This is a genomic window from Rhodospirillales bacterium (genome assembly GCA_014323865.1).
Taxonomy (GTDB): domain Bacteria; phylum Pseudomonadota; class Alphaproteobacteria; order SP197; family SP197; genus SP197.
The window spans coordinates 798,342-822,361 of the sequence record JACONG010000016.1 but is presented as its reverse complement, the minus strand read 5'-3'; the positions used below and the strand labels follow the sequence as shown (position 1 = coordinate 822,361).

The window sequence follows — 24,020 nt, the reverse complement described above, 5'->3', positions numbered from 1 at the left end:
TGACTTGATTTCTCTGCGTCGTAGAGGGATAATGATGAGATGGATTCGCAACAGACCGAGGACTCCACCATGCTGCCCCATCATGCGATCGCCAATCTCAACCGCCGTCATTTCGTGGCGCTGATCGCTTCCGGGGTTGTCGCATCGGCTGGCGTGCGGTCGTCAGCCACCGCCGATTACTACGATGTGGTGATCATCGGTGCCGGTGCCGCCGGGCTCGGCGCGGCCAGGAAGCTGATGGCGGACGGCAAGTCCGTCATGGTGCTTGAGGCGAAAGACCGCATCGGTGGTCGCGCCTACACCGAAAGCGAGACCTTCGGCATCCCCTTCGACCACGGGTGCTCATGGCTTCAGACGGCCATGACCGACAAGTTCGTCGATGCGGCCGAAGCGTTCGGACTGCATCTGATGTCGCACGACAGTGCCGGCAAACTGCTCTACGTCGGCGACCGTGAGGCGAGTGATGTCGAGTACGGCCAGTACTGGGATGCCCATGCCGCGGTCAAGGGCGCGATCGCCGACGCAGGTCGGGCCGGCAAGGACGTCGCCGCCTCCACAGTGGTGCCCGACATGCCTTTTTCGGCCACGGCCCAGACCTGGATGACGATGGGCATGAGCGTCGATTTCGATCGGATGTCGACGCTCGACTGGCGGTCGGGTGCCTCGATGGGGCCGCGCTACATGGTCGAACAGGGCTACGGCACCCTGATCTCGATGATGGGCGCGGACGTGCCGGTGAGGCGGTCGTCGCCGGTGTCGAAGATTGCCTGGGGTGGCGACGGCGTTACGGTGACCACGCCGTCGGGTGATATCAGCGCGAAGACCTGCATCGTGACCGTCTCGACCGGCGTGCTGAACGCCGGCTCGATCGCCTTCGATCCGGTGCTGCCTGTCGAGAAGCAGCAGGCGATCGCCGACCTGCCGATGAGTCTGCTGGTGAAGGTCGGTCTGCAGTTCGACGACACGCGCCTGGGCTTCCGCCCCAACGAATGGCTGGTCTACCACGTGCCCGAGCAGATGCCCGCCGAAGCCTGCTACTTCCTGACATGGCCCTTCGGCCAGGACCTTATGGTCGGCTTCATGGGCGGTCAGTTCGCTTGGGAGATGTCGGCGGAAGGCACCGACGCTGCTGTCGACTTTGCGCTGGGCGAGGTCGTGGAGATGGTCGGCAGCAAGGCGCGCGATCACTTCGTCAAGGGCACGCTGAGCCCATGGGCGAGCGATCCCTACACGCTGGGTGCTTATGCCGGTCTGCGCCCTGGCGCCCATGGTGCGCGCCAGATCCTCGCCCAGCCGCTCGATGATCGTCTGTTCTTCGCGGGCGAAGCGGCGGCGGGCTCGTTCTATGCCACCTGCGGCGGTGCATGGTGGAGCGGTGAACGCGCGGCGCGCGAGGTCAGCAGCGCCCTGGGTTGAGCTGGATCAGCCGCCGGATCAACCTTAGCCCTTCGGCACGACCTCGTAACCCGGCTCCTCGGGTTCGTCGTCGATCATTTCGGCGGGAAAGCCGGGGGCGGTGATCGAGACGTCGCAGGCTTCTTCCAAGCGCTTGATGATGTCGTCGGACCAGGCGCGGGGACCGTAGCGTTCCTGGCCGTCCTCGAAGATCTCTATCATGAGCGGCGAGATCTCCAGCGGGACGTCGTTGTCCTCGGCGATCTTCTGGAAGAGGCCGATGTCCTTGAGCACCAGGTCCATGGTGAAGCTGATGTCGCGGCTGCCGTTGAGGATCACCTGACTCTCGGTCTCGTGCACGAAGCTGTTGCCCGAACTGATGCGGATTGCCTCGTAGGTTGTGTTGAGGTCGATGCCCGCCATCTTCATCGTCGTCAGCGCTTCGCAGAGCGTCAGCAGGTTGGCGGTCGCGAGATAGTTGGTCATCACCTTGAGCACGGAGGCGCTGCCGATGGGACCGGTATGGAGCACCCGGCGCCCCAGCGTGACGAGCACGGGCAGCATGCGGTCGAAGGTGGCGCGCTCGCAGCCTGCGAAGATCGAGATGTTGCCGGTCGCGGCGCGATGACAGCCGCCGGAAACCGGGCATTCGATCGCTTCGGCGCCGGTCGCAATGACAAGCTCCGAGAGACGCTTGATCACGCTTTCATCGTTCGTGCTCATCTCGGCCCAGATCTTGCCGGGCGTGAGGCCGGCGATCACGCCATCCTCGGCCTCCATCACCGCGGCACTGGCGGCGGGCGAAGGCAGGCAGGTGATGATGAGGTCGCAGGCCTCGGCCATCTCCTTCGGGCTCTCGGCCCAGTGGGCACCCTGATCCAGGAAACGCTGCGCCGCCTCCCTGTCGAGGTCGCGCACGGTGAGATCGAAGCCGTTGCGCAGGATGGAGCCTGCGAGTTTGCCGCCGACATTGCCGAGGCCGATGAAACCGATCTTCATGGTGGTTGTTCCGGTCAGGTGGAATGGGAACGGGCGCGGAGACGAAGCAGGGCATGGCGCTCGTGTGTGCTCCGCACCGGACATCATGGTGCCTTTTTGCGACGCTTGCCGCTCGGCCAGAACGCCTGGAACGCGACGGCGCCCAGCACGATCGTGCCGCCGTAGACCGTCAGCTCGGCCGGAATCTCGCCCAGGAAGACAAGAACCCACAACGGCGAAAGCACCGACTCCACCATCGAGAGGACCGTGAGCTCGGCCGCGGGAATGTGGCGGGCACAGAGCGTGAAGAGACCATTGCACAACGCGCTGACGAAGATACCCTGCAGCGCGCAGAGCATGAAGTCGTGCCAGGTGATTGTGAGCCGTTCGGCGAGTAATGCCGCGGCGGTCGCGGCAATCAGGCCAGAGACCGCAACGGTCGGGATCATGTCGCGGCCCCGGCCCAGACGCACACCCACCGTGTAGAACGCCGCAAGGAAGGCGCAGGCCAGGGCCAGAAGATTGCCGCTCAGGCTCCCGCCCGAAAGTCCCTCCCAAACCATCACGGCCACGCCCACCATGGCGATCATCGTGGCGATCATGGTGCGTTGCGACATCGGCTCCCGCATCACGAGCCAGGCCAGGCTGCCCGCCCAGAAGGGGCCGGATGCGATGAGAAAGCTGATGTTGGCGATTGTGGTGCGTTCGATCGCCATGACGAAGGTCACGCTGGCGAGCCCCAAGCCCGCCGCTGCCATCAGGCCCTCCCAGCCGATCGCGCGGAAGGCACGTGGTGTGTTGATGCGATAGCGCGAGAAGACGAACGTGCTGACGGCAAAGCTGAGGCAGAGGCCACGATAGAAGATGATCTCTTCGGCGCTCGCCTCTTCGATTTGGCGAAAGATCAGGCCCGAGGTGCTCCAGCCCGTGGCGAGCAGGAGAGCCGTGATCACCCAGGGCAGGCGGCTGTCTGAACGGAACCAGCGAAACACGACGACGGACACTCCACCACCGCGGGGTCGCTCCGCCGGTCCGGATCGTTCGCCCCTCCCGCCCGGGATGGGCGGTGAAGAACGTTGCGTCCGTTTTCATCGGCGTGTCCAGTCCGATTTGTGGCGCGCGAAAGGGTGCGTTCCGTGCGAACCGGGGCACACGCGTCCCGCGTGGCGGCGCTGCCCGTCAGCGCGATGACGGGGAGGCTGCGAGACAGGGGTCCTTCAGCGCGGCGGCCAGACTCCCGGATGCTGACTGAAGGCCGCCGGAGCCATGGGCGATGCCGAGTGCGGCAAGCCCGATTTCGATCACGCCCAGTGTGCCCAGCATCATCGGTGCGTTGACGTGGCCCATGTGGGCGATGCGGAAGGCCTTGCCGGAAAGCTGCGGGCCGATGCCGATACCGACGACAACACCGCACTCATTCTTGCAGAAGTCGAGCAGGCAGGCGGGATCGAACCCTTCGGCGAGAACCGTCGTCACCGAGTTGGACCGCTCGGCGGGTTCGGTGATGTTGAACGCGATCGCGCCGCCGTCGGCCCATCGAGCGACTGCTGCGCGGGTCGCGTCGGCCAGCAGGGCATGGCGGCGGATCGTGTTGTCGAGGCCTTCCTCGGTCATCATGTCGAGCGCTTCACGCAGACCGAACAGCAGATGCTCCGGACAGGTGCCGCAATACTTCATGTAGTGCTCGGGTCCCTCGCGCATGGTCCAGTCCCAATAGCGTGTCACCATGTCGGCCGACCGATGCCGCGCCCGTGCCTTGTCGCTGGCCGCCAGAAAACACAGCCCCGGCGGAACCATCAGGCCCTTCTGGGAACCCGCCACAGCCACATCGACCTTCCAGTCGTCCATCTCGAACGGCATGCAGGCCAGCGAGGCAATGGTGTCGACGAGGTAGAGGGCGTCGTGGCCCGCCGCATCAATCGCCTGGCGCAGGGCAGGCACGTCATTCACCACACCCGAGGCCGTGTCGATCTGCACCGTCATGACAGCCTTGATCTCTCCGGCCGAGTCCTGCCGCAGCCGATCTTCAAGAGCGCCAGGATCGACCGCCCGTCCCGGAAGACAGGGCAGGACCTCGACCTCGAGACCGAGCTTCGTTGCCATCTCGCCCCAGACGACGGCGAACAGGCCGCTTTCCAGCACCAGCACCTTCTCGCCGCGGCTCAGACAGTTGGTCAGGGCCGCTTCCCATGCGCCGTGGCCATTTGCGGCGTAGATGAAGGTCTCTCCGGAGGTCCGAAAGATTGCCTTGAGATCGCCCAGACAACTCATGGTCGTCTGGAACAGTGCATCGGCGTAGATGTCCCCGGCGGGCCGGTGCATGGCCGACAGCACACGGTCGGGCACATTGGTGGGACCGGGAATACTGAGGAACTCGCGCCCCTGACGAACAGTCATCTGCAAAAGTCCCTTGACATGAGTTGCCTGGCACGAATCCTGAGGGGTTTCGGGCGGAAGCCCATCGCGCTGGAATCAGTGTATCATTTTCGAGCCTCCGGTCATGCGCCTTGCACAACCTTCGTGCCTTGCACAGGATGGAGTGTCATGGCGCACCAGCTGGCCCGCCGTTTTTCTTTTCCGGGGTCGTGACAACCCTGTCGGACCGGCCTAGATGCAACCAGAGACCATTCAGGGAGTGAACGGCATGGCCCGGACGTGGGACGCCATTGTGATCGGGGCGGGCATCATCGGTGCGAGCGTGGCGCGCGAACTCGCTGCCAAAGGCTACAGGGCGCTGTCGGTCGACCGTCTTCCTGCCGCCAGTTACGGCTCGACCTCGAACTCCTGCGCCATCATCCGGCCGTACTATTCGACCGTTCACGGCTCGGCGATCGCCTACGAGGGCCATTTCTACTGGAAAGACTGGGACGCCTTCTGCGGCGTGACCGACGAACTCGGCATGGCGAGCTACAACAACTGTGGCTGCATGATCACCAAGACCGAGCACAATGGCTTCCTCAAGGGCATCCTTGAGATCATGGACGAGATCGGTTGCCCCTATGAGGAGCTGACCGCCGAGGAGATGCGCGAGCGTGTGCCGCCCATGGCGACCGATGCCTACGACAACCCCCGCACGACCGACGATCCGCTGTTCGGCCAGCCGACGGGTCAGCAGGTGGTCGGTGCCGCCTGCTTCCCCTGCGGCGGCTATATCTCCGATCCCCAGCTTGCCGGCCACAATGTGCAGCGAGCGGCCGAAGCCAGGGGGGCGACCTTCCGCTTCAACACCACGGTGACGGCGATCCGCCAGGAGGGTGGCCGCGTGATCGGCGTGACGCTTGATGACGGCGAGGAGCTTGACGCCCCGATCGTCGTCAATGTTGCGGGTCCGCACAGCTCGAAGATCAACGAGATGGCGGGCCTTACTGGCACGATGCGGATCACGACGCGCGCCCTGCGTCACGAGGTGGCGCATGTGCCGGCGCCCGAAGGCTTCGACATCGAGAAGCAGGGCTATGTCTTTTCCGACAGCCAGATCGGCGCCTACAGCCGGCCCGAGACCGGCAACCACATGCTGATCGGCAGCGAAGACCCGGCATGCGATGAAAAGGAGTGGGTCGATCCCGACGACTACCTCACCGAGTTCACCGGCATGTGGACCACGCTGGTGATGCGTCAGGCCCAGCGCTTCCCGGAGCTCAGGATCCCCAACACGGCCAAGGGTGCGGTCGATCTCTACGACGTCACCGAGGACTGGGGTCCGATCTACGACAAGTCCGATCTCGGCGGCTTCTATCTCGCCATCGGCACCAGCGGGAACCAGTTCAAGAACGCTCCGATTGCCGGTGAGATGATGGCCGACCTGATCGAGGCCTGCGAAAACGGTCGCGACCACGACACCGATCCGGTCAGCTATCGCCTGAGGAACATCGACCGCACCGTCGACATGGCCTTCTTCTCGCGCAACCGCGCGATCAACGAGAACAGCAGCTTCTCGGTGTTGGGTTAGTCAAGCCGTCGCTGAACGCTCATGCGGCGGCATGGATGCCCCGGTCGAACCGGGGCATGACGGGTCTGGTTGGCGTGTCCTTCCTTTTCCGTCATCGCCCGGCTTGACCGGGCGATCCATACCGTGAACGGAAAGGATTCGGACGATGGCGATGAAGTCGCATGTGAAGGTGGCAGTGATCGGCGGCGGGGTCGTCGGCTGCTCGGTGCTTTATCATCTGACCAGGGGCGGCTGGACCGACGTCGTTCTGATCGAGCGCTCGGAGCTGACCTCCGGCTCGACCTGGCATGCGGCGGGCGGTTTCCACACACTCAATGCCGACCCCAACATGGCCGCGTTGCAGGGCTACACGATCCGGCTCTATCGCGAACTCGAAGAGATCACCGGCATGTCCTGCGGGCTCCATCACGTTGGCGGCCTGACCATTGCCGACACGCCCGAGCGGCTCGATTTTCTGAAGGCCGAGCGCGCCAAGCATCGCCACATGGGTCTTCACACCGAGATCGTCGGGCCCGACGAGATCAGCGAGATCAGCCCGATCACCAACACCGACGGCCTGCTGGGCGCACTCTACGACCCGCTCGACGGTCATCTCGATCCCTCGGGCACGACACATGCCTACGCCAGGGCCGCACGCATGGCGGGTGCGGAGATCTATCTTCAGAACCGCGTGCTGGAGCTGAACCAGCGGCCCGACGACCACTGGGAGATCGTGACCGAGGAAGGCACGATGATCGCCGAGCACGTCGTCAACGCCGCCGGGCTCTGGGCCCGCGAGGTTGGTTGCATGGCGGGTGTCTATCTGCCGCTCCATCCGCTGGAGCATCAGTATCTCGTCACCGACGACATCCCCGAGGTTTATGAGCGCGGCGAGGAGCTGCCCCATGTGATGGACCCGACGGGCGAGAGTTATCTGCGCCAGGAGGGCCGCGGCATCGTCATCGGTATGTACGAGCAGAACTGCGAGCACTGGGGCGTCGACGGCACGCCCTGGGCGTTCGGCCACGAGTTGCTTCCCGACAAGCTGGATCGGGTCTCCGACAAGCTCGACATCGCCTTCAGGCGTTATCCGATCCTTGCCGAGGCCGGCATCAAGCGCATCATCAACGGCCCCTTCACCTTTGCCGGCGACGGCAACCCGCTGGTCGGCAGCCTCCCCGGTCTCAAGGGTTTCTGGGCGGCCTGCGGTGTGATGGCGGGCTTCAGCCAGGGCGGTGGTGTGGGCCTCGCACTGGCCCAGTGGATGATCGACGGCGAGCCCGACCGCGATCTCTTCGCCATGGATGTCGCGCGCTTCGGCGACTACTGCACGCCGGCCCTCACCCGCGCCAGGACGAAGGAGAACTACCAGCGCCGCTTCGCCATCGGCTACCCCAATGAGGAGCTGCCGGCGGGTCGGCCCTTCCACACCACCCCGGCCTACGCCATCTGGGACAGGCAGAACGCGGTGTTCGGTGCTGCCTTCGGCATGGAACACGTCAACTACTTCGCGCCCGAGGGCGAACCACGCCGGGAGACCCCGAGCTTCCGCCGCTCCAATGCCTTCGACGCGGTCGGCGAGGAGTGCCGCAACGTGCGCACGAACGTGGGCATCAACGAGGTCCACAACTTCTCGAAGTTCCTGATCGAGGGCCCCGGCGCCGAGGTCTGGCTGAGCCGCATCATGGCCGGACGCATGCCCAGGGAGGGGCGTCTCACGCTCGCGCCGATGCTGAACAGCCACGGCAAGCTGGTCGGCGACTTCACGCTCGCCAGGGTCGGGCCCGAGAGCTTCCGCGTGAACGCGAGTTACGCCTCGCAGGACTATCACATGCGGCTCTTCCTCGATCTCCTGCCCGAGAGCGGCGTCAGCGTGACGAACGTTTCGCGCAGCCAGATCGGCTTCCAGATCGCCGGGCCCAATGCGCGCAAGGTGCTGGAGAAGGTCACGCGCGAGGACGTCTCGACCGAGGCGTTGCCGTTCCGTGGCGTACGGCGCATGAACGTCGGCCTGACCGGCGCGCTGGTCTGCCGCGTCACCTACACCGGCGACCTGGGCTATGAGATATATGTCAGCCCGCACGAGCAGGCCGCGCTCTACCATGCGCTCGCCGAGGCCGGCGAGGAGTTCGGCATGCGACCCTTCGGCATGCGCGCGATGATGAGCCTCAGGCTCGAGAAGTCTTTCGGTTCCTGGCTGCGCGAGTACCGGCCCGACTACACCCCTGCCGAGACCGGCATGGACCGCTTCATCAGCTTCCGGAAGAACGACTTCATCGGCCGGGATGCCGCGCTGAAGGAGCGGGATGAAGGGCCGACGCGCCTGCTGTGCACGTTCAAGGTCGAGGCCGACGACGCCGACTGCGTCGCCGACGAGCCGATCTGGAAGGACGGCGAGGTCGTTGGGTTCGTCACCTCGGGCGGCTACGCCCACTTCTGCGAGACCTCCGTCGCGATCGGCTTCGTGCCCGTCGCGATGGTCGAAGAGGGCGCCGAGTTCGAGATCGAGATCCTCGGCGACATGCGCAAGGCCACCCTCTACACCGACCCGCTCTTCGATCCGCAAGGCGAACGCATGCGGATGTGACCGCCCCTCACCCTCACACGGCCCCGGACAAAGGTCTCCCCAAAGGTCCCCCCAAAGGTCCCCTCGCCCCGCCGGAAAGCGGGGAACCGCAACCGCCGGAAAGCGAGAGGGTCGATACGAGGGGGGAATGTCAATCGCGTCGCATGCATATCCTGGCCGTCAAGCCGGGCGACGAAGGGGATGCTTCCAAGCGCATCGCACTCAAATGCGATCCGCTCTGCATCTCAAGACCCAGAGCATCGTCACCCGTTCAGATCGATTCAATCTGAACGGGATATGCTCTAGGATGCCGCCGCGTTTCGTCGTCCCCGGGGGGTCCCATGGCCGCAGCACTCGACGGCATCGTCGTTCTCGATCTCTCACGCATTCTCGCCGGGCCCTGGTGCGGGCAGATCCTGGCCGATCTCGGTGCCACGGTGATCAAGGTCGAGCGGCCCGGCTCGGGTGACGACACGCGCAGCTGGGGCCCGCCGTTCCTCAAGGACGCGGACGGCAACGACACCACGGAGGCCGCCTATTACCTCGCCGCCAACCGGGGCAAGCAGTCGGTCACGCTCAACATCGCGAGCGAGGATGGGGCCCGGATCGCCCGTGAGCTTGCCGCCAGGGCCGATATCGTGATCGAGAACTACAAGCTTGGCGGTCTCGTGAAGTACGGCCTCGACTACGACAGCCTGAAGGCCGTGAACCCGTCGCTGATCTATTGTTCAATCACCGGCTTCGGCCAGACCGGGCCCTACGCCCACCGCGCGGGCTACGACTTCGTGCTGCAGGGCTTCTGCGGCTTCATGTCGATCACCGGTGAGCGCGACGACTACCCCGGCGGCGGGCCGCAGAAGGCGGGTGTGGCGATCACCGATCTCACCACCGGCCTCTACAGCACCATCGCGATCCTCGCCGCGCTCAACCATCGCAACATGACGGGCGAGGGCCAGTCCATCGACATGGCGCTGGCCGACAGCGCAATCGCGCTGATGGCCAACATGAACATGAACTACCTGACCAGCGGCACACCGCCCAGGCGCATGGGCAACGCGCATCCCAACCTGCTGCCCTACCAGGTGTTCGAGACCGCCGACGACCCCATCATCATCGCCATCGGCAACGACGGCCAGTTCCGCCGCTGGTGCGAACTCGCCGAGGTGCCCGAACTGGCCGACGACGAGCGCTTCCACACCAACCCCCAGCGCATCCGCAACCGCGAGGCGCTGATCGGGATCGTCATCGAACGCATGAAGGCGAAGCCGCGCAGCTTCTGGGTTGAGAACCTGGAGAAGCTCGGCGTGCCCTGTGGCGTGGTGAACAACTTCGAGCAGGTCTTCGCCGACCCCCAGGTCGAGGCCCGCGGCATGAAGTTCGAGCTGCCGCATCCCGCCGCCGGCACCATCCCGCTGGTCAGGAGCCCGGTGAACCTCCAGGGTTCGCCCCCGGTCTACAACCGCCCGCCGCCCATGCTCGGCGAGCATACCGACGAGATCCTGCGCGACATGCTGGGCAAGTCCGATGACGACATCGCCGCCCTGAAAGAGGCCGGGGTGGTGTAGTCGTGCGAGGCTTCTCCACCGTTGGCTGAGAGGTTCCGATAACCCTGGCGATGGGAGCATGCGACGCGTGACGCCGGGGCCTTGCGGATTGGCGACCCCGGCGTTCGGGACGACTGCGCCCGGGCGACCCCGGCGTTCGGGACGACTGCGCCCGGGCGACCCGATTCTATTCTGCTGGCTGGACTCGCAAGCGCCATCCGCATCGTCGCCTTTCTGATTCAGGTCACAGCGATCACGCTTGTCCATGAGAGCATCTGGTCCGGGACTGTGAAGATGCTGTCGCTGGCGTCTGTCGATGCTGCGGTCTGCGACTGACACCCCGTTCAGGTCCGGCTAACGTCCGATCGGGGCTTTGGGAACCGAGCAGGTCAGGCGGAGGCCAGCACAGCCATGAAGACGACGCAAAGCGCGCCGGGCGCAGGCGAGATGCTGCGCGAGGGGCTGCGCGCCACATTGGCCGACCGGCGCGGGCTGCTCATCTACGGCCTGCCGGCGGGCCTCCTTCTTGCGGGAACCTGGACGCTCTTCGCGCTCGACGGCACTGCGCGTTCGAGTGCGGTCAACTTCGGCCTCGAGTTCGTGTTGGCGATCGTCGCCTTCCGCTGGCAGCGCCGCTATCTGCTGGGGCCGGGCAGCGAGAACACGGCGGTCTCAAGCGATCAGCGGTCGATTGCCCGCCTGCTCTTCGCCTACGTCTTTCGCGCCGGCCTGCTCTACATCGTGCTGGCGATCGCGACGATGGGACTGACCATTCCGATCGTTCAGACCCTGGCCGCGAGTGACAACACGGGCCTCATCATGGCCGTTGCAATCGCCGCGTTGTCGGCCCTGACGCTGATTGCGGCGCGCTTCTTCCTCGTCTTCCCGTCGATCGCCGCGGGCCATGTCCTGCGCTGGACCGAGTCCGCGGCGCTGGCCAGCGACCGCCCGATGTCGCTCGCCTTCGCGATCATCGCCTCCTACCTGCCCATCCTGATTGTGGCGTTGATTTTCCTCGCCCTGCCTGAGGCCTTCCGGGACAGCACACCTGGCACGGTCCTGCTGAATGTGGTTCTTGCGGCCGCCCGCATCGGCGGCATGTTCGTGGCGCTGCTCGCGGTCGCTCACTGTTTCCGCTGTGTCGTCACGGCACCGGGCCGGGCCGCATTGGACTGAATCCCGCCCGAGTGCGTCTGGGGACAGGGCGGCGCATTCCTGCGCCGCCCCATGCTGTTCCCGGCCCAGGCGCTCTTGACACGGGGGCCGGGATCGTCTAACTGTTGGGGCGTCGGTCTTTCTCACCGCCGCTCCACAAAGCAGAATGGACCTGCACCAGTGACCAGGGATGTAGACCCCACCTCGCCGGATTGCAAGACGCAGGTCTTGACCTATCGCTACCGGTTGTTGCCCCGGCAGGTGCAACATCGGAAGTTTGAGGCGGCGGTCGCGCATACCTGCGAGCTTTGGAACGCTGCGCTCGAAGAGCGTGAGTCCTGCTTCAGGAAGACAGGCAAAGGGCTTAGCTGGCAAGACCAGTCCAAGTCTTTGACCGAACTCCGCAAAGATAAGGAATGGGCGCAGTATTCCGTCAGCTTGCAGCGCTGGCCGCTCAAGCGCCTCGACACTACATTCAAAATGTTCTTCAAGAAACAAGGCGGATACCCGAAATTCAAGAGTCGGTTTGTGGCGCAGTCGTTCGGGGTCGTGGACGCCGACGGCTGGAAAGTCACGGACAACAAGCTCTACATACAGAACATTGGCACCATCCGGTTCATCAAACATCGTGACTTGCCGTCCGCACCCAAGACATTCACCATCACCAAAGAGGGCGGCCAGTGGTATGTTGGCTTTTCGGTCGAATGCCCGTGTGCCGAGGCTGACGACACCCGCCTGGTGATTGGCCTTGACATGGGTGTTGCCAACCAAATCACGACATCGACCGGCGAGTTTATCAGCGTCCCCGCCGATCATTACGCCGAGAAGATACTGGACGCTGAACGCGCCCTGTCGCGGACCAGGAAGCGTTCAAAGCGACGCCGCAAGGTTCGGGATCGCATGGCGCGGCTCAAAGCCAAACGAGCGCGGGTTCGCAAGACCCACAACAATCAGGTCACGGCCAAGCTTGCGCGTGAGAACCGCGCGGTCGTGATCGAGGACTTGAAGATCAAGAACATGACCCGTTCGGCGAAGGGCACCGTCGAAGAGCCCGGCAAGAACGTGTCGGCCAAGTCTGGCTTGAACCGTGGCATCCTTGAGTCTTCCTGGGGTCAGATCAAAGAGATGCTGGCTTACAAAATGGTTAGGGAAGGCGGTCAACTGATCAAGGTTGACCCGCACCACACGTCGCAGACCTGCGCTGAGTGCGGCCACAGGCACAAAGACAACCGAGAGGATCAGGCCACCTTCATATGCCGCGCCTGCGGCCACACTGCGAACGCCGACGTGAACGCGGCAAAGAATATCAGAAACAAGGGTGTACGGACCCTTGGGGGCTCTGCCCCGGAAACCTCTGCTGGAAACGGCATGAGACCGTGTTCCTGCCCTGTTTCCAAATCGGGGTCAGGAAACAAAACCCAAGTAACTTCGTGGACTTACGGTGCCGTCGGTTCGTCCGCCCCCGGAAGCGGCGACTTGGGTGGACGGCTGGATCAAGGTCCATGCGGTGTTCTCCGTTCGTCCGCCCCCGGAAGCGGCGACTTGGGTGGACCGCAGGGTCTGGTGGTGGAGGACGTGGGCGGTTCGTCCGCCCCCGGAAGCGGCGACTTGGGTGGACGCCCAATCATCCTCGACGCCGACGGCAAGCGTTCGTCCGCCCCCGGAAGCGGCGACTTGGGTGGACCACCCCACTAGCTGGGACGGCCCCCACTACGGTTCGTCCGCCCCCGGAAGCGGCGACTTGGGTGGACCCCGACGGGCGAGCGCATCGTCGGCGATGTGTTCGTCCGCCCCCGGAAGCGGCGACTTGGGTGGACTTCCGGGACAGTTCGGGCGCTCATGACGCGGTTCTCCGGGCTCCGGAAACGGGTGCTTGGGTGGACTGCTAGGTCTCTTACAGCTCATGTTCATGCTGGAAGGCTCGGCGAGCTCCTCCGGCAGGTCTACATTCGATGATCTCGCCCAGGATCACGCCCTGCGCGCCTCGCGGAAGGTATTCGTGAGGAAACCGGCGGCCGCGTCCAGCGCGCCGGGATCGATGCCATGGCCGACGCCGGGACAGGTGTGCCACTGCGCCGGGACCTCGTGCCGGGCAAGGCCGGCCACCGCAGTATGGAGCGACTGGCAGGGCACCACCGGATCCTGATCGCCGTGGCAGAGCAGCACCGGCGGGCGGCTCCGGATATCCGCGCCAAGGTTCTCCTCGTCGATCAACATGCCGGAGAAACCGACCACGCCGGCAATCGGCTCGGGCCGCCGCAGCGCAACGTAGAGCGCCATCATGCAGCCCTGGCTGAACCCGACCAGCGCCAGCCGTTCGGGTCCAAGCCTGAGGCGTTCGAGCTCGGCGTCGACATAGCCGTTGATCAGGCCTGCCGCGCGCTCGAAGCCGGGCTTCATGACCTCGGGCCTGTCGTCCATGAAACTGTACCACTGCCGGCCCATTGGGTTCTGGTCGCACGGATCCGGCGCATTCGGGCTGGCGAAGCGGGCCTGCGGCAGGACGGACTGCAACGTCGGTGCAAGCCCGATCAGATCGTTGCCATCCGCACCCCAGCCGTGCAGCAGCACGACAAGCTGACGCGGATCGCCGCTTCGGGGCGGCACGACGGGACCGGACAACTGCATGGCCTGACTCATCTCTCGATTTCACGAATGTGCCACAAACACGGCCCTGTGACCCGTCTGCGGCCTTGATCACCGTACATGTCCCGGATCGTGTTGGCCTGTCCAGCGCCCGCAAGGGCCTTTGTTGCGGAGGGACCCGGTGTTGCGGTTTCCAGGGTGCCTTCGGGTGCCGCTCAGGTTGCCGATCCGGCACTGCCGCTCGTCTGGCCCGAGCCTGAGACGGTCGCCGGCGTCGAGGGCGAGGTTCTGACCATTCCCGGCAGCACCCCGCTCACGCTTTCGGATGTCGGCGATCCCGATGACGCGCCACCGCGGGATGCGCGGGTCTCGCTCTTCCTCAACGCGGCGTTGCACGCGGCGTGAGGCGGCTTGCGGCCTGCAGAGCCGGGGCGTAACAGGAGCGTATGGTCCTTCTGTTCCTCAAGAGTCTGGCGATCGGTCTGGCCGTCGCGCTGCCCATGGGGCCGATCGGCGTGCTGATCGTGCGGCGCACGCTCGTTCTCGGCCTTGCCCGGGGTCTTGAGGGCGGTGTGGGAGTCGCCGTCGCGGACGGTCTCCATGCGGCCATGGCTGCTTTCGGCGTGACCGCCGTGACGGCGCTCCTCGCCGAGCAGCAGACCTGGTTCCAGGCGATCGGCGGTGCGGCGCTTCTCTGGATCGGCGTCGCGATCATGCGTAAGCCCGCGCCGGTGCAGGACGGCGGGAAGCGTGGCGATGTCGGCGGCGGATTCGGCGTGATGTTCGGGCTGACGCTCGCCAACCCGGCGACCATCCTCTCCTTTGCGGCCATCTTCGCGAGTCTCGGGCCGATCGCGGACGGCGGGGTGGCGTCGGCCATCGCCATGACGCTGGGTGTCTTTCTGGGCTCGCTCGGCTGGTGGGTCGTGCTGACCGGCGCGGTCGGTGCGTTGCGAACGCATATCACGGCAAGCGTGATGCTCTGGCTCAGCCGGGGCGCGGGTGCGCTGATCGTCTGTTTCGGCCTTGCCGCACTCGCGGCTGCAGTATGGGCATGACAGTCGTCACCCGATTCGCGCCCAGCCCGACGGGTCTGCTGCACCTCGGCCACGCCTGTTCGGCGCTCGTGACGTGGCGTGTTGCGGGTGAGCATGGCGGTCGCGTCCTGCTCCGCCTCGAAGACATCGACACCGCCCGCTGCCGCCCGGAATTCGACGCGGCGATCCTCGATGACCTCCCATGGCTCGGTCTCGACTGGGATGGTCCGGTGCGCCGTCAGTCCGAACACTTCGACGATTACGCCGCGACCCTCGACCGGCTTCGCGAGGACGGCCTGGTCTACCCCTGCTTCTGCACACGCAGGCAGATCGAAGCCGAGATCGCCGCCGCCGGCTCGGCGCCGCATGGTCCCCTGGGCGCGATCTACCCCGGTACCTGCCGCAATCTCTCGATGTCGGAACGCGAAGACCGTATCGCCACAGGCGAGAACCATGCCTTGCGCCTCGATGTTGCGAAGGCGGCCAGGCGCACCGGCCCGCTGTCCTGGCACGAGGCGGATGAAGGCCGGTTGCCCGTCGATCCCATGATCGGCGGCGACGTCGTGCTCGCGCGCAAGGATACGCCGACCAGCTACCACCTCGCCGTCACCCACGACGATCATCTGCAGCGTGTTTCGCTCGTCACACGCGGCGAGGATCTCAAACCCTCGACCCACATTCACCGCCTGCTGCAGGCACTGCTCGACTGGGACGAACCCCGCTATGCCCATCACGGCCTGCTCGTGGGCGACGACGGCAAACGCTTCGCCAAGCGCGACAGGTCGCTGACACTGCGCGCGCTCAGGGAAGCGGGAAAGACACCCGACGAGGTGATCGCGATGGCGGAGGGGATGGCTCCCTAAATCCCGGTGTCAGCCCGGTGTCATCCCGGCTCTGCGGTCGCCCGCGCCCTTCGCCGCGATGAAACAAACGATGAGCCGAACGGGTCGCCCTGGGCTTTCGGCAGCGCCTTCTCCGGCTCCAGAACGGATCGCGTCGGGGACCGGGCACCATCCGGGAGCAGTCGGGTCTGGTGCGGCGCGCGCCGCCGGGGGCAAATGGCTTCTTGCGAGCGACCATCCGGCGTGGGACGATGTTCCCTGGCCGAGCGACGCCGAGCGACGCCGAAATCGTCGGAGAGAGCCGGTGGATGGCCAGGAGCCTGGGATGAGGGAGGAGAGAACCATGGTGCGCTCACGGCTGTTGGCATCTGCCGTTCTGGCGTTGGGTCTGATCGCGGGGCCCTCGGCCCGATTGTCCAGCAGCGCGAAGCGCACGGCATGAGCGCAAACTTTGCCAGCGGAACGGTCTGGACGGGCGATAACCTGCCCGTCCTCCGCGGCATGAACGATGCTTGCGTTGACCTGATTTATCTTGACCCGCCCTTCAACTCCAATCGGAACTACGAAGCGCCCATCGGCTCGAAAGCCGCCGGTGCTGCCTTCAAGGATGCCTGGACGCTGGATGACGTCGATGTCCATGAACACGGTGAACTGGCAGATCGGAATCCTGCAGCCTATGCGGTGATTGAAGCAGCACGTCAGGCACACGGCAAGGGGATGCAATCCTACCTTATCTTCATGGCCGTGCGGCTGATGGAGATGCGGCGCGTCCTGAAACCGACGGGCTCAATCTATCTGCACTGCGACCCGACGGCCAGCCACTATCTGAAATTGCTGATGGACGGTGTGTTTGGGCAATCCGCTTTTCGGTGTGAAATCACATGGAGGCGAACCAACACACATAATGACGCCAAGCACACTTTTCCCAATGTTGCTGACGTGATCCTGTTCTACGGTCCCGAGGATTCACGGTTCAACCCCATCTACGAACCGCATTCATCGGAGTACATTGCGAAATTCTACAGACATGACGACCAGGATGGACGAGGCCTGTACAGGCTTGATAATATGGCCAGCCCAAATCCGCGTCCAAACATGATGTATAAATGGAAAGGCTATCCGTGTCCTGAAAAAGGCTGGCGTTATCAGACTGAACGTATGCAGGAATTGCACGATCAAAAGCGCATCCATTATCCTGTGCACAAAGATGGTTCACCGGATTTCACAAGAAGGCCATGCCTGAAACGGTATTTGAAAGAACAAAAAGGTGCGGTGGTTGGCAATGTCTGGGACAACATCAAGCCAATCGGCACGCACGCCAAAGAGCGCACAGGCTACCCCACGCAAAAGCCCCTGGCCCTTCTGGAACGCATCATTCAAGCCAGTTCCAGCAAGGGCGATATGGTGTTTGACCCCTTCTGCGGCTGCGCCACATCTCTCGTTGCAGCCGATCGGTTGCAAAGGGGCTGGGCAGGCGTGGATTTGTCGCCGTTGGCCGTCAAACTGGTCAATGACCGGATTAAACAGGATCGAGGCTTATGGGGTGGCGTAACCGCCTTGACAGAACCCCCAAAGCGCACGGACCTTGGCAAGCTTCCAAACTATCGCACGCACAGACACAGGCTCTACGGCGAACAGGAAGGCGTATGCGTTGGGTGCGAGACGCATTTCCCGTTTCGCGTGATGGACGTGGATCATATCCTGCCGCGCTCAAAAGGCGGAACCGACCATCCCGACAACCTGCAACTGCTGTGTTCGGGGTGCAATCGCAGCAAGGGAGGAAGAACCATGGCAGAATGGAAAGCATCACAATGAGCGGCAGACCAGGCGTCGGTTTGCGGCCCGAAAAATCTGATTGACCTGCATGAGGCGAGCACGCACCGCAAACGACCAGCCGGTGTTGCCGGGACACCCGCCTGCAACAGCGGCGACGGCACGGGCGGCCAGCGAACCGGAAGCGTCGAGCGACCGGCCTGCTACTGCGCGGCCTCCGGCATCGGTAAACCCGCCACGTCGGCGATGTCACGGATGATACCGGTGATCCCGAAGTCCTTGGGCGTATAGACCCGCGCGACCCCGGCGGATTTCAGGGCGTCGATGTCCTCGGGCGGGATGATGCCACCGACCACGATCGGAATGTCGTCGCAGCCCTCCGAATCCATCAGGCGGCGAACCTCGGCAACCAGCCGGATATGCGCGCCCGACAGGATCGAGAGCCCGACCACATGCACGCTCTCCTCGAGCGCTGAGGCGGCGATCTGCTCGGGGCTGAGCCGGATGCCCTGGTAGACGACCTCCATGCCGCAGTCCCGGGCGCGAAGCGCGATCTGCTCGGCACCGTTGGAGTGACCGTCGAGACCGGGTTTGCCGACCAGCAGCTTCACGCGGCGGCCCAGCCGTGCCGTGGCGCTTTCGACATGCTGGCGGGCCTCGGCCATGGCCTCGGCCGGCGCGACGGCGCTGGCGGCGGCCAGCCCCGTCGGCGCGCGGTACTCGCCGAACGCCTCGCGCAGGGCGCGGCCCCATTCGCCTGTTGTCACGCCCGCCTTCGCACACGCGATGGAGGGCTCCATGATGTTGCGGCCCTCGCGCGCGGCCTGCTTCAGGACGGCGACCGCCTGTTCGGCGGCTGCGCCGTCGCGGGCCTCGCGCCAGGCCTTCAGATTGGCAATCTGCTCGTCCTCGGCGGCCGCATCGACCGTCATGAAGCCGCCGTCGGCACCTTCGGTCAGCGGCGAGGGTGCCGATTCGGTGAAGATGTTGACGCCGATGACGGGCTTTTCGCCGGCCTCGATGGCGGCGATGCGCGCGCTGTTCGACTCGACCAGGGCTTGCTTCATATAGCCTGTCTCGACCGCCTGGGTCGCGCCGCCAAGCCGCTCGATCGCCGCGAGTTCCGATTGCGCGGCGTCCTTGAGCTCTGCGACCTTGGACGCGATCTCGCTGCTGCCGTCGAAGATGTCGCCGAACTCCAGGAGGTCGGTCTCGTACGCCACGATCTGCTGCAGGCGCAGGCTCCACTGCTGGTCCCAGGGACGGGGCAGGCCGAGCGCCTCGTTCCAGGCCGGCAGCTGCACGGCCCGCGCCCGTGCGCCCTTCGAGAGCGTGACGGCCAGCATCTCGAGCAGGATGCGGTAGACATTGTTCTCGGGCTGCTGCTCGGTCAGGCCCAGGGAGTTCACCTGCACGCCATAACGAAAGCGGCGCAGCCTGGGATCGTCGACACCATAACGCTCGGCGCAGATCGCGTCCCACAGCTCGGTGAACGCGCGCATCTTGCACATCTCGGTCACGAACCGGATGCCGGCATTCACGAAGAAGCTGATACGGCCCACGATCCGGGCGAAACCTTCCTCGCTGACGGTCCCGGAGGCCTTCACGTCATCGAGGATCTGGATCGCGTTGGCGAGCGAGAAGGCGATCTCCTGCACCGGCGTCGCGCCGGCTTCCTGCAGATGATAGGGGCAGACGTTGATCGGGTTCCACTTCGGCACCTCGGCGACCGAGAAGACGATCGTGTCGGTCGTCAGCTTCAGCGAGGGCGACGGCGGGAAGATGTAGGTGCCGCGGCTGAGGTACTCCTTCACGATGTCGTTCTGGATCGTGCCCGAGAGTGCGCTCCTGTCGATGCCGCGCTTGTCGGCCAGCGCGATGTAGAGCGCGAAGAGCCAGGCCGCCGTCGCGTTGATCGTCATCGAGGTGTTCATCTTCTCGATGGGGATCCGGTCGAACAGCACCTCCATGTCGCCCAGATGGCTCACCGGCACGCCGACACGGCCGACCTCGCCCCTGGCGATCGCCTCGTCGGCGTCATAGCCGGTCTGGGTCGGCAGATCGAAGGCGATGGAGAGGCCGGTCTGCCCGCGCTCCAGGTTGGTGCGGTAAAGCGCATTGGACGCCCTGGCCGTGCTGTGGCCCGAATAGGTCCGCATCAGCCACGGGCGGTCCCTGATTGGTCCGGAATTGGTTGCGCCGCCGGTCATGACGTTATCCCGTCTGCATCCCGTTTGCTCAGTTCGATTTCCATGATGCTGCAATGCAAAAAAAGTTGCAAACGCCGTAAGGTGGAAAAACAATGGGGTTCAGGGCGGGAACCCGACCGCGGTGTTGCATCGCAACATCGGAATCTCACAACAGACGACGATTTCCGGAGACGAACAATGGCTCAGCCGGCCGAGGCGCTGCCTGTCGATTACGAAGCACCGGTGAAGGACCTTTACGAGATGGGCGAGATTCCGCCCCTCGGTCATGTACCGGCCAGGATGTACGCATGGGCGATTCGCCGGGAGCGCCATGGCGAGCCCGAGCAGGCCATGCAGGTCGAGGTGCTGCCGACCCACGAGATCGACAGCAACGAGGTTCTGGTGCTTGTGATGGCCGCGGGCGTGAACTACAACGGTGTCTGGGCCTCGCTTGGCATTCCGATCAGCCCGTTCGACGTCCACAAGGGCGATGTCCACATCGCCGGCTCCGATGCCTCGGGCATCGTCTGGGCCGTTGGCTCCAAAGTGAAGCGCTGGAAGGTCGGTGACGAGGTCGTCATCCACTGCAACCAGGACGACGGCGACGACGAGGAGTGCAACGGCGGCGACCCGATGTATTCGCCGACCCAGCGCATCTGGGGCTACGAGACCGGCGACGGCAGCTTCGCGCAGTTCTGCCGCGTCCAGGCCCAGCAGCTCATGCCGCGTCCCAGGCACCTGACCTGGGAAGAGTCGGCCTGCTACACGCTGACGCTGGCGACCACCTACCGCATGCTCTTCGGCCATCGCCCGCACGTTCTGCGGCCGGGCCACAACGTCCTTGTCTGGGGTGCCTCGGGCGGTCTGGGCAGCTTCGCGGTGCAGCTTGCCGCCACGGCGGGGGCCAACGCGATCGGCGTCATCAGCGAGGACGACAAGGCCGACTTCGTCATGTCCCTCGGCGCCAGGGGTGTCATCAACCGGCGCGACTTCGACTGCTGGGGCCGTCTGCCCGAGGTGAACGACGCCGAGGGTTATGCCGCCTACATGAAGAAGTGCCGCGCGTTCGGCAAGGCGATCTGGAACATCACCGGCAAGGGCAACGATGTCGACATCGTCTTCGAGCACCCCGGCGAGGCGACCTTCCCGGTCTCCTGCTTCGTCGTGAAGCGCGGGGGCATGGTCGTCTTCTGCGCCGGCACCACGGGCTACAACATCACCTTCGACGCCCGTTTCGTGTGGATGCGCCAGAAGCGCATCCAGGGCAGCCATTTCGCCAACCTCGCCCAGGCGAGCCAGGCCAACAAGCTGGTCATCGAGCGCCGCATCGATCCCTGCATGTCCGAGGTGTTCTCGTGGGAGGACATCCCGCGCGCCCATACCAAGATGCGCAACAACGAGCACAAGCCCGGCAACATGGCCGTGCTGGTGCAGTCGCCGCGCCCGGGCCTGCGCACGCTCGAGGACGTTCTGGAGGGCTGATCCGCGCGGCGAACCGCCACGTAGCCGACTCCGGAAAGTGAGGTGTCATGACCGTTCCTGACGACCTGTTGGAGCACTGTTCGGGCGCGCTTGCGGCCTCCGAGGGCCTTTATGATGCGGCGCGCCGGGGTGTGCGGGAGCTGGTGGTCGATGCCGACAAGGGTGTCGACGCCAGGCTGGTGGACCGGCATCAGCATGCCGCCCACGGTCTGGCCTGGCTTGCGACCTATGTCGAGGGCCTGCGCCAGATGCTGCGCTGGGCCCGTGCGCTCGATGAGACCGGCAAACTCGGCGAGGTCGAGACGCTGACCCTGCAGATCGGCACCGGCGAGTATCTCGCCCAGCTTGCAGGCGGCATCGCCATGAGCCAGGTCGAGGTCGTCCGCCCCCACGATCTCGGCATCTCCGACCACGACCTCCACGCCTTCTGGACCGGGGATGTTTCGGTCCTGATGAAAGCCTCGGGTGACGCCCCGCGCCAGCGACTGGCCGCGATCCTGGCGGCCGACTGGAAGAACAGCGGCTTCGGCGAAGACGGGCTGGACGAGGATCTCGTCATGGTGCGCGACCAGTTCCGCCGCTATGCCGAGGAGAAGGTCAGGCCGTTCGCCCACGAATGGCACCTGAAGGACGACGTCATCCCGCTTGAGGTGTTGCAGGAGCTGGCGGAACTCGGTGTCTTCGGCCTCTCGATCCCCGAGGAGCACGGCGGCCTCGGCATGACCAAGGTCGCCATGTGCGTGGTGACCGAGGCGTTGAGCCGCGGCTACATCGGTGTCGGTTCGCTCGGCACGCGGACCGAAATCGCCTCCGAACTCATCATCAACGGCGGCACCGAGGACCAGAAGAAACGCTTTCTGCCCGGCATCGTCTCGGGCAGGATCATCCCCACAGCCGTTTTCACCGAACCCGGCACCGGCTCCGACCTCGGCAGCCTGAAGACGCGCGCCGTGAAGAATGGCGGCTCCTATCATGTGACCGGGAACAAGACCTGGATCACGCACGCGGCGCGCGCCGACGTGATGACACTGCTGGCCCGCACCGATCCGGACGAGAAGGGCTACCGCGGTCTTTCCATGTTCCTGGCCGAAAAGCCGCGTGGCGACGATGCCAACCCGTTTCCTGCCGACGGCATGTCGGGCGGCGAGATCGCGGTGCTGGGCTACCGCGGCATGAAAGAATACGAGATCGGCTTCGACGGTTTCGAGGTGAAGGAAGAGAACCTGCTCGGCGGCGAAGAGGGCAAGGGCTTCAAGCAACTCATGGCGACCTTCGAATCGGCGCGCATCCAGACCGGCGCGCGCGCCGTGGGTGTCGCCCAGGCCGCCCTGGAGCTCGGCCTCAACTACGCCTGCGAGCGCCAGCAGTTCGGCCGCTCGATTGCCGAATTCCCGCGCGTCGCCAACAAGATCGCCTGGATGGCGGTCGAGACCATGATTGCCCGCCAGCTCTGCTGGTTCTCCGCCCGCGAGAAAGACGCTGGCCGCCGCTGCGACCTCGAGGCCGGCATGGCCAAGCTGCTCGGCGCACGTGTCGCCTGGGCCAATGCCGACAATGCGCTCCAGATCCACGGCGGCAACGGTTACGCTCAGGAGTACGAGATCAGTCGCGTCCTGTGCGACGCCCGTATCCTCAACATCTTCGAGGGTGCCGCCGAGATCCAGGCCCAAGTCATCGCCCGCCGGTTGTTGTCGGATACGAACTGAGGGAGCGTTCTCCCGCGAAGCGGGACGCCATGGCTGACTTGAGGATGCCGCCCTGCGGGCTGCCTGGAATCACGCATCCGATCATGCAGGCACCGGTCTCGGCCTGTTGCAGGCGACCGGGCTGGGCCGCGAGGGCAGGCACGGGAGGCTTGCGGCCTCCCGAACCCGATGAAAGTTCCTCTCTCATCTTCCGCATCAACACGAGAGCGGGGCCACTCGGTCTACTCTGTCCGGATTCCTGATACCTCACTGTTCGACCGGGGGACCGATACCCTGGTGCTTCCCCAAATTGTCGCCCATATAACTGCTCATGAAGGGCGGGAAACTGGTAGTGAGTGTGCTACATCCTTCCAGTTACTCCGAGATCAGGGTGATATTCACAGGGCTTTCGTACTTGTTGTCAGCGCCTGTAGCGGAATCGATGGCGCTGCTGAGGCCCGCCGTGAGCAGAACATCTACAGCAATTCCAACTGCACCAGTCCCGCTTTCCCAACCGCTTTGGTTCCAGTAAGTCGCTGTCTGGTAACCGGGCTTGTTACAAACAATCCTGATGTCGTCCCTGGTCTTGGTAACGGTAACCGTGGCAGGTGTTGAATCAATCGTTTCAATACGGTTGCCCAGTCGCTCCAGGTAGCAACTTGCACCTACCGGGTTCGTGTTTATAGTGATATTTTGCGTGACTCCCTGTGTGATGGTTGAGCAACCAGCAAGCACCAAGGCACAGGCAGGCAGGCAGGCAGGAAGGAAGGAAGGAAGGAAGGAAGAGAGAGACAAACTTGTTCATGGGTCGTTACCACTCCCTGGTTATTGGGTACACATGGGAAACTCGTGTATAGGCC

Annotated in this window: 17 protein-coding genes, 2 pseudogenes and 1 CRISPR repeat array; of the genes and pseudogenes, 13 read left to right on the top strand and 6 right to left on the bottom strand. The window is 64.6% G+C overall.

The window, feature by feature from the left end; all coding sequences use genetic code 11:
- Positions 1 to 39: 39 nt before the first annotated feature.
- Complete coding sequence (locus GDA49_13015; protein MBC6441298.1) at positions 40 to 1,416, top strand: FAD-dependent oxidoreductase; 1,377 nt, start codon at positions 40 to 42, stop codon at positions 1,414 to 1,416.
- 24 nt (positions 1,417 to 1,440) lie between these two features.
- Here the strand turns inward: GDA49_13015 and GDA49_13010 are convergent, their stop codons facing one another.
- From GDA49_13010 to GDA49_13000, 3 genes are all read right to left on the bottom strand, one after another.
- Entirely contained in the window at positions 1,441 to 2,394 is a 954-nt protein-coding gene (locus GDA49_13010; protein MBC6441297.1) for an NAD(P)-dependent oxidoreductase, read from the bottom strand.
- A gap of 83 nt (positions 2,395 to 2,477) precedes the next feature.
- Entirely contained in the window at positions 2,478 to 3,365 is an 888-nt protein-coding gene (locus tag GDA49_13005) for a DMT family transporter (protein MBC6441296.1), read from the bottom strand.
- Between the two features lie 187 nt (positions 3,366 to 3,552).
- Positions 3,553 to 4,770 carry an aminotransferase class V-fold PLP-dependent enzyme gene (locus tag GDA49_13000; GenBank protein ID MBC6441295.1) on the bottom strand — a complete coding sequence of 406 codons (1,218 nt, stop codon included), beginning with the start codon at positions 4,768 to 4,770 and terminating at the stop codon, positions 3,553 to 3,555.
- 247 nt (positions 4,771 to 5,017) lie between these two features.
- Between GDA49_13000 and GDA49_12995 the strand changes: the two genes are divergently transcribed.
- The 6 genes and pseudogenes from GDA49_12995 to GDA49_12970 all read left to right on the top strand — a co-directional run bounded on the left by GDA49_12995 (position 5,018) and on the right by GDA49_12970 (position 12,883).
- Entirely contained in the window at positions 5,018 to 6,322 is a 1,305-nt protein-coding gene (locus GDA49_12995) for an FAD-binding oxidoreductase (protein ID MBC6441294.1), read from the top strand.
- 151 nt (positions 6,323 to 6,473) lie between these two features.
- A complete protein-coding gene (locus GDA49_12990) occupies positions 6,474 to 8,888 on the top strand; it encodes an FAD-dependent oxidoreductase (protein MBC6441293.1) in 2,415 nt (804 codons plus the stop codon).
- 320 nt (positions 8,889 to 9,208) lie between these two features.
- The gene (locus GDA49_12985) at positions 9,209 to 10,432 is read left to right on the top strand and encodes a CoA transferase (protein ID MBC6441292.1); all 1,224 of its coding nucleotides are present in this window, start codon (positions 9,209 to 9,211) and stop codon (positions 10,430 to 10,432) included.
- 390 nt (positions 10,433 to 10,822) lie between these two features.
- Complete coding sequence (locus GDA49_12980) at positions 10,823 to 11,587, top strand: hypothetical protein (GenBank protein MBC6441291.1); 765 nt, start codon at positions 10,823 to 10,825, stop codon at positions 11,585 to 11,587.
- 51 nt (positions 11,588 to 11,638) lie between these two features.
- A pseudogene (locus GDA49_12975) lies at positions 11,639 to 12,592 on the top strand (transposase).
- Positions 12,584 to 12,883 (top strand): annotated as a pseudogene (locus GDA49_12970) (transposase). The pseudogenes GDA49_12975 and GDA49_12970 overlap by 9 nt, the downstream one beginning before the upstream one ends.
- Positions 12,884 to 13,016: 133 nt before the next feature.
- Positions 13,017 to 13,449: a CRISPR direct-repeat array (repeat unit 36 nt; unit sequence GTTCGTCCGCCCCCGGAAGCGGCGACTTGGGTGGAC).
- 85 nt (positions 13,450 to 13,534) lie between these two features.
- Here the strand turns inward: GDA49_12970 and GDA49_12965 are convergent.
- Positions 13,535 to 14,206, bottom strand: a complete 672-nt coding sequence (locus GDA49_12965; protein ID MBC6441290.1) for an alpha/beta fold hydrolase — start codon at positions 14,204 to 14,206, stop codon at positions 13,535 to 13,537.
- 66 nt (positions 14,207 to 14,272) lie between these two features.
- Between GDA49_12965 and GDA49_12960 the strand changes: the two genes are divergently transcribed.
- The 4 genes from GDA49_12960 to GDA49_12945 all read left to right on the top strand — a co-directional run bounded on the left by GDA49_12960 (position 14,273) and on the right by GDA49_12945 (position 17,846).
- Positions 14,273 to 14,557, top strand: coding sequence for a hypothetical protein (locus GDA49_12960; protein ID MBC6441289.1), 285 nt, complete (start codon positions 14,273 to 14,275; stop codon positions 14,555 to 14,557).
- 41 nt (positions 14,558 to 14,598) lie between these two features.
- On the top strand, positions 14,599 to 15,210 hold the full coding sequence (locus GDA49_12955; GenBank protein ID MBC6441288.1) for a LysE family transporter: 612 nt from the start codon (positions 14,599 to 14,601) through the stop codon (positions 15,208 to 15,210).
- Positions 15,207 to 16,052: a tRNA glutamyl-Q(34) synthetase GluQRS gene (gene gluQRS, locus GDA49_12950; GenBank protein ID MBC6441287.1), complete on the top strand. Its 846-nt coding sequence runs from the start codon at positions 15,207 to 15,209 to the stop codon at positions 16,050 to 16,052. The genes GDA49_12955 and gluQRS overlap by 4 nt, the downstream gene beginning before the upstream one ends.
- Before the next feature lie 417 nt (positions 16,053 to 16,469).
- On the top strand, positions 16,470 to 17,846 hold the full coding sequence (locus GDA49_12945) for an HNH endonuclease (protein ID MBC6441286.1): 1,377 nt from the start codon (positions 16,470 to 16,472) through the stop codon (positions 17,844 to 17,846).
- 161 nt (positions 17,847 to 18,007) lie between these two features.
- On the opposite strand, the gene GDA49_12940 is transcribed toward GDA49_12945, so the two are convergent.
- A complete protein-coding gene (locus GDA49_12940; protein ID MBC6441285.1) occupies positions 18,008 to 20,014 on the bottom strand; it encodes a protein meaA in 2,007 nt (668 codons plus the stop codon).
- 177 nt (positions 20,015 to 20,191) lie between these two features.
- On the opposite strand from GDA49_12940, the gene ccrA reads away from it, so the two are divergent.
- Together ccrA and GDA49_12930 are read left to right on the top strand one after the other, a co-directional pair.
- Positions 20,192 to 21,475: a crotonyl-CoA carboxylase/reductase gene (ccrA, locus tag GDA49_12935; GenBank protein MBC6441284.1), complete on the top strand. Its 1,284-nt coding sequence runs from the start codon at positions 20,192 to 20,194 to the stop codon at positions 21,473 to 21,475.
- A gap of 47 nt (positions 21,476 to 21,522) precedes the next feature.
- Complete coding sequence (locus tag GDA49_12930) at positions 21,523 to 23,181, top strand: acyl-CoA/acyl-ACP dehydrogenase (GenBank protein MBC6441283.1); 1,659 nt, start codon at positions 21,523 to 21,525, stop codon at positions 23,179 to 23,181.
- 354 nt (positions 23,182 to 23,535) lie between these two features.
- Here GDA49_12930 and GDA49_12925 read toward each other — a convergent pair whose 3' ends face one another.
- Positions 23,536 to 23,955 (bottom strand): PEGA domain-containing protein, encoded by a 420-nt coding sequence (locus GDA49_12925; protein ID MBC6441282.1) that lies wholly within the window; start codon positions 23,953 to 23,955, stop codon positions 23,536 to 23,538.
- Between the last annotated feature and the right edge of the window lie 65 nt (positions 23,956 to 24,020).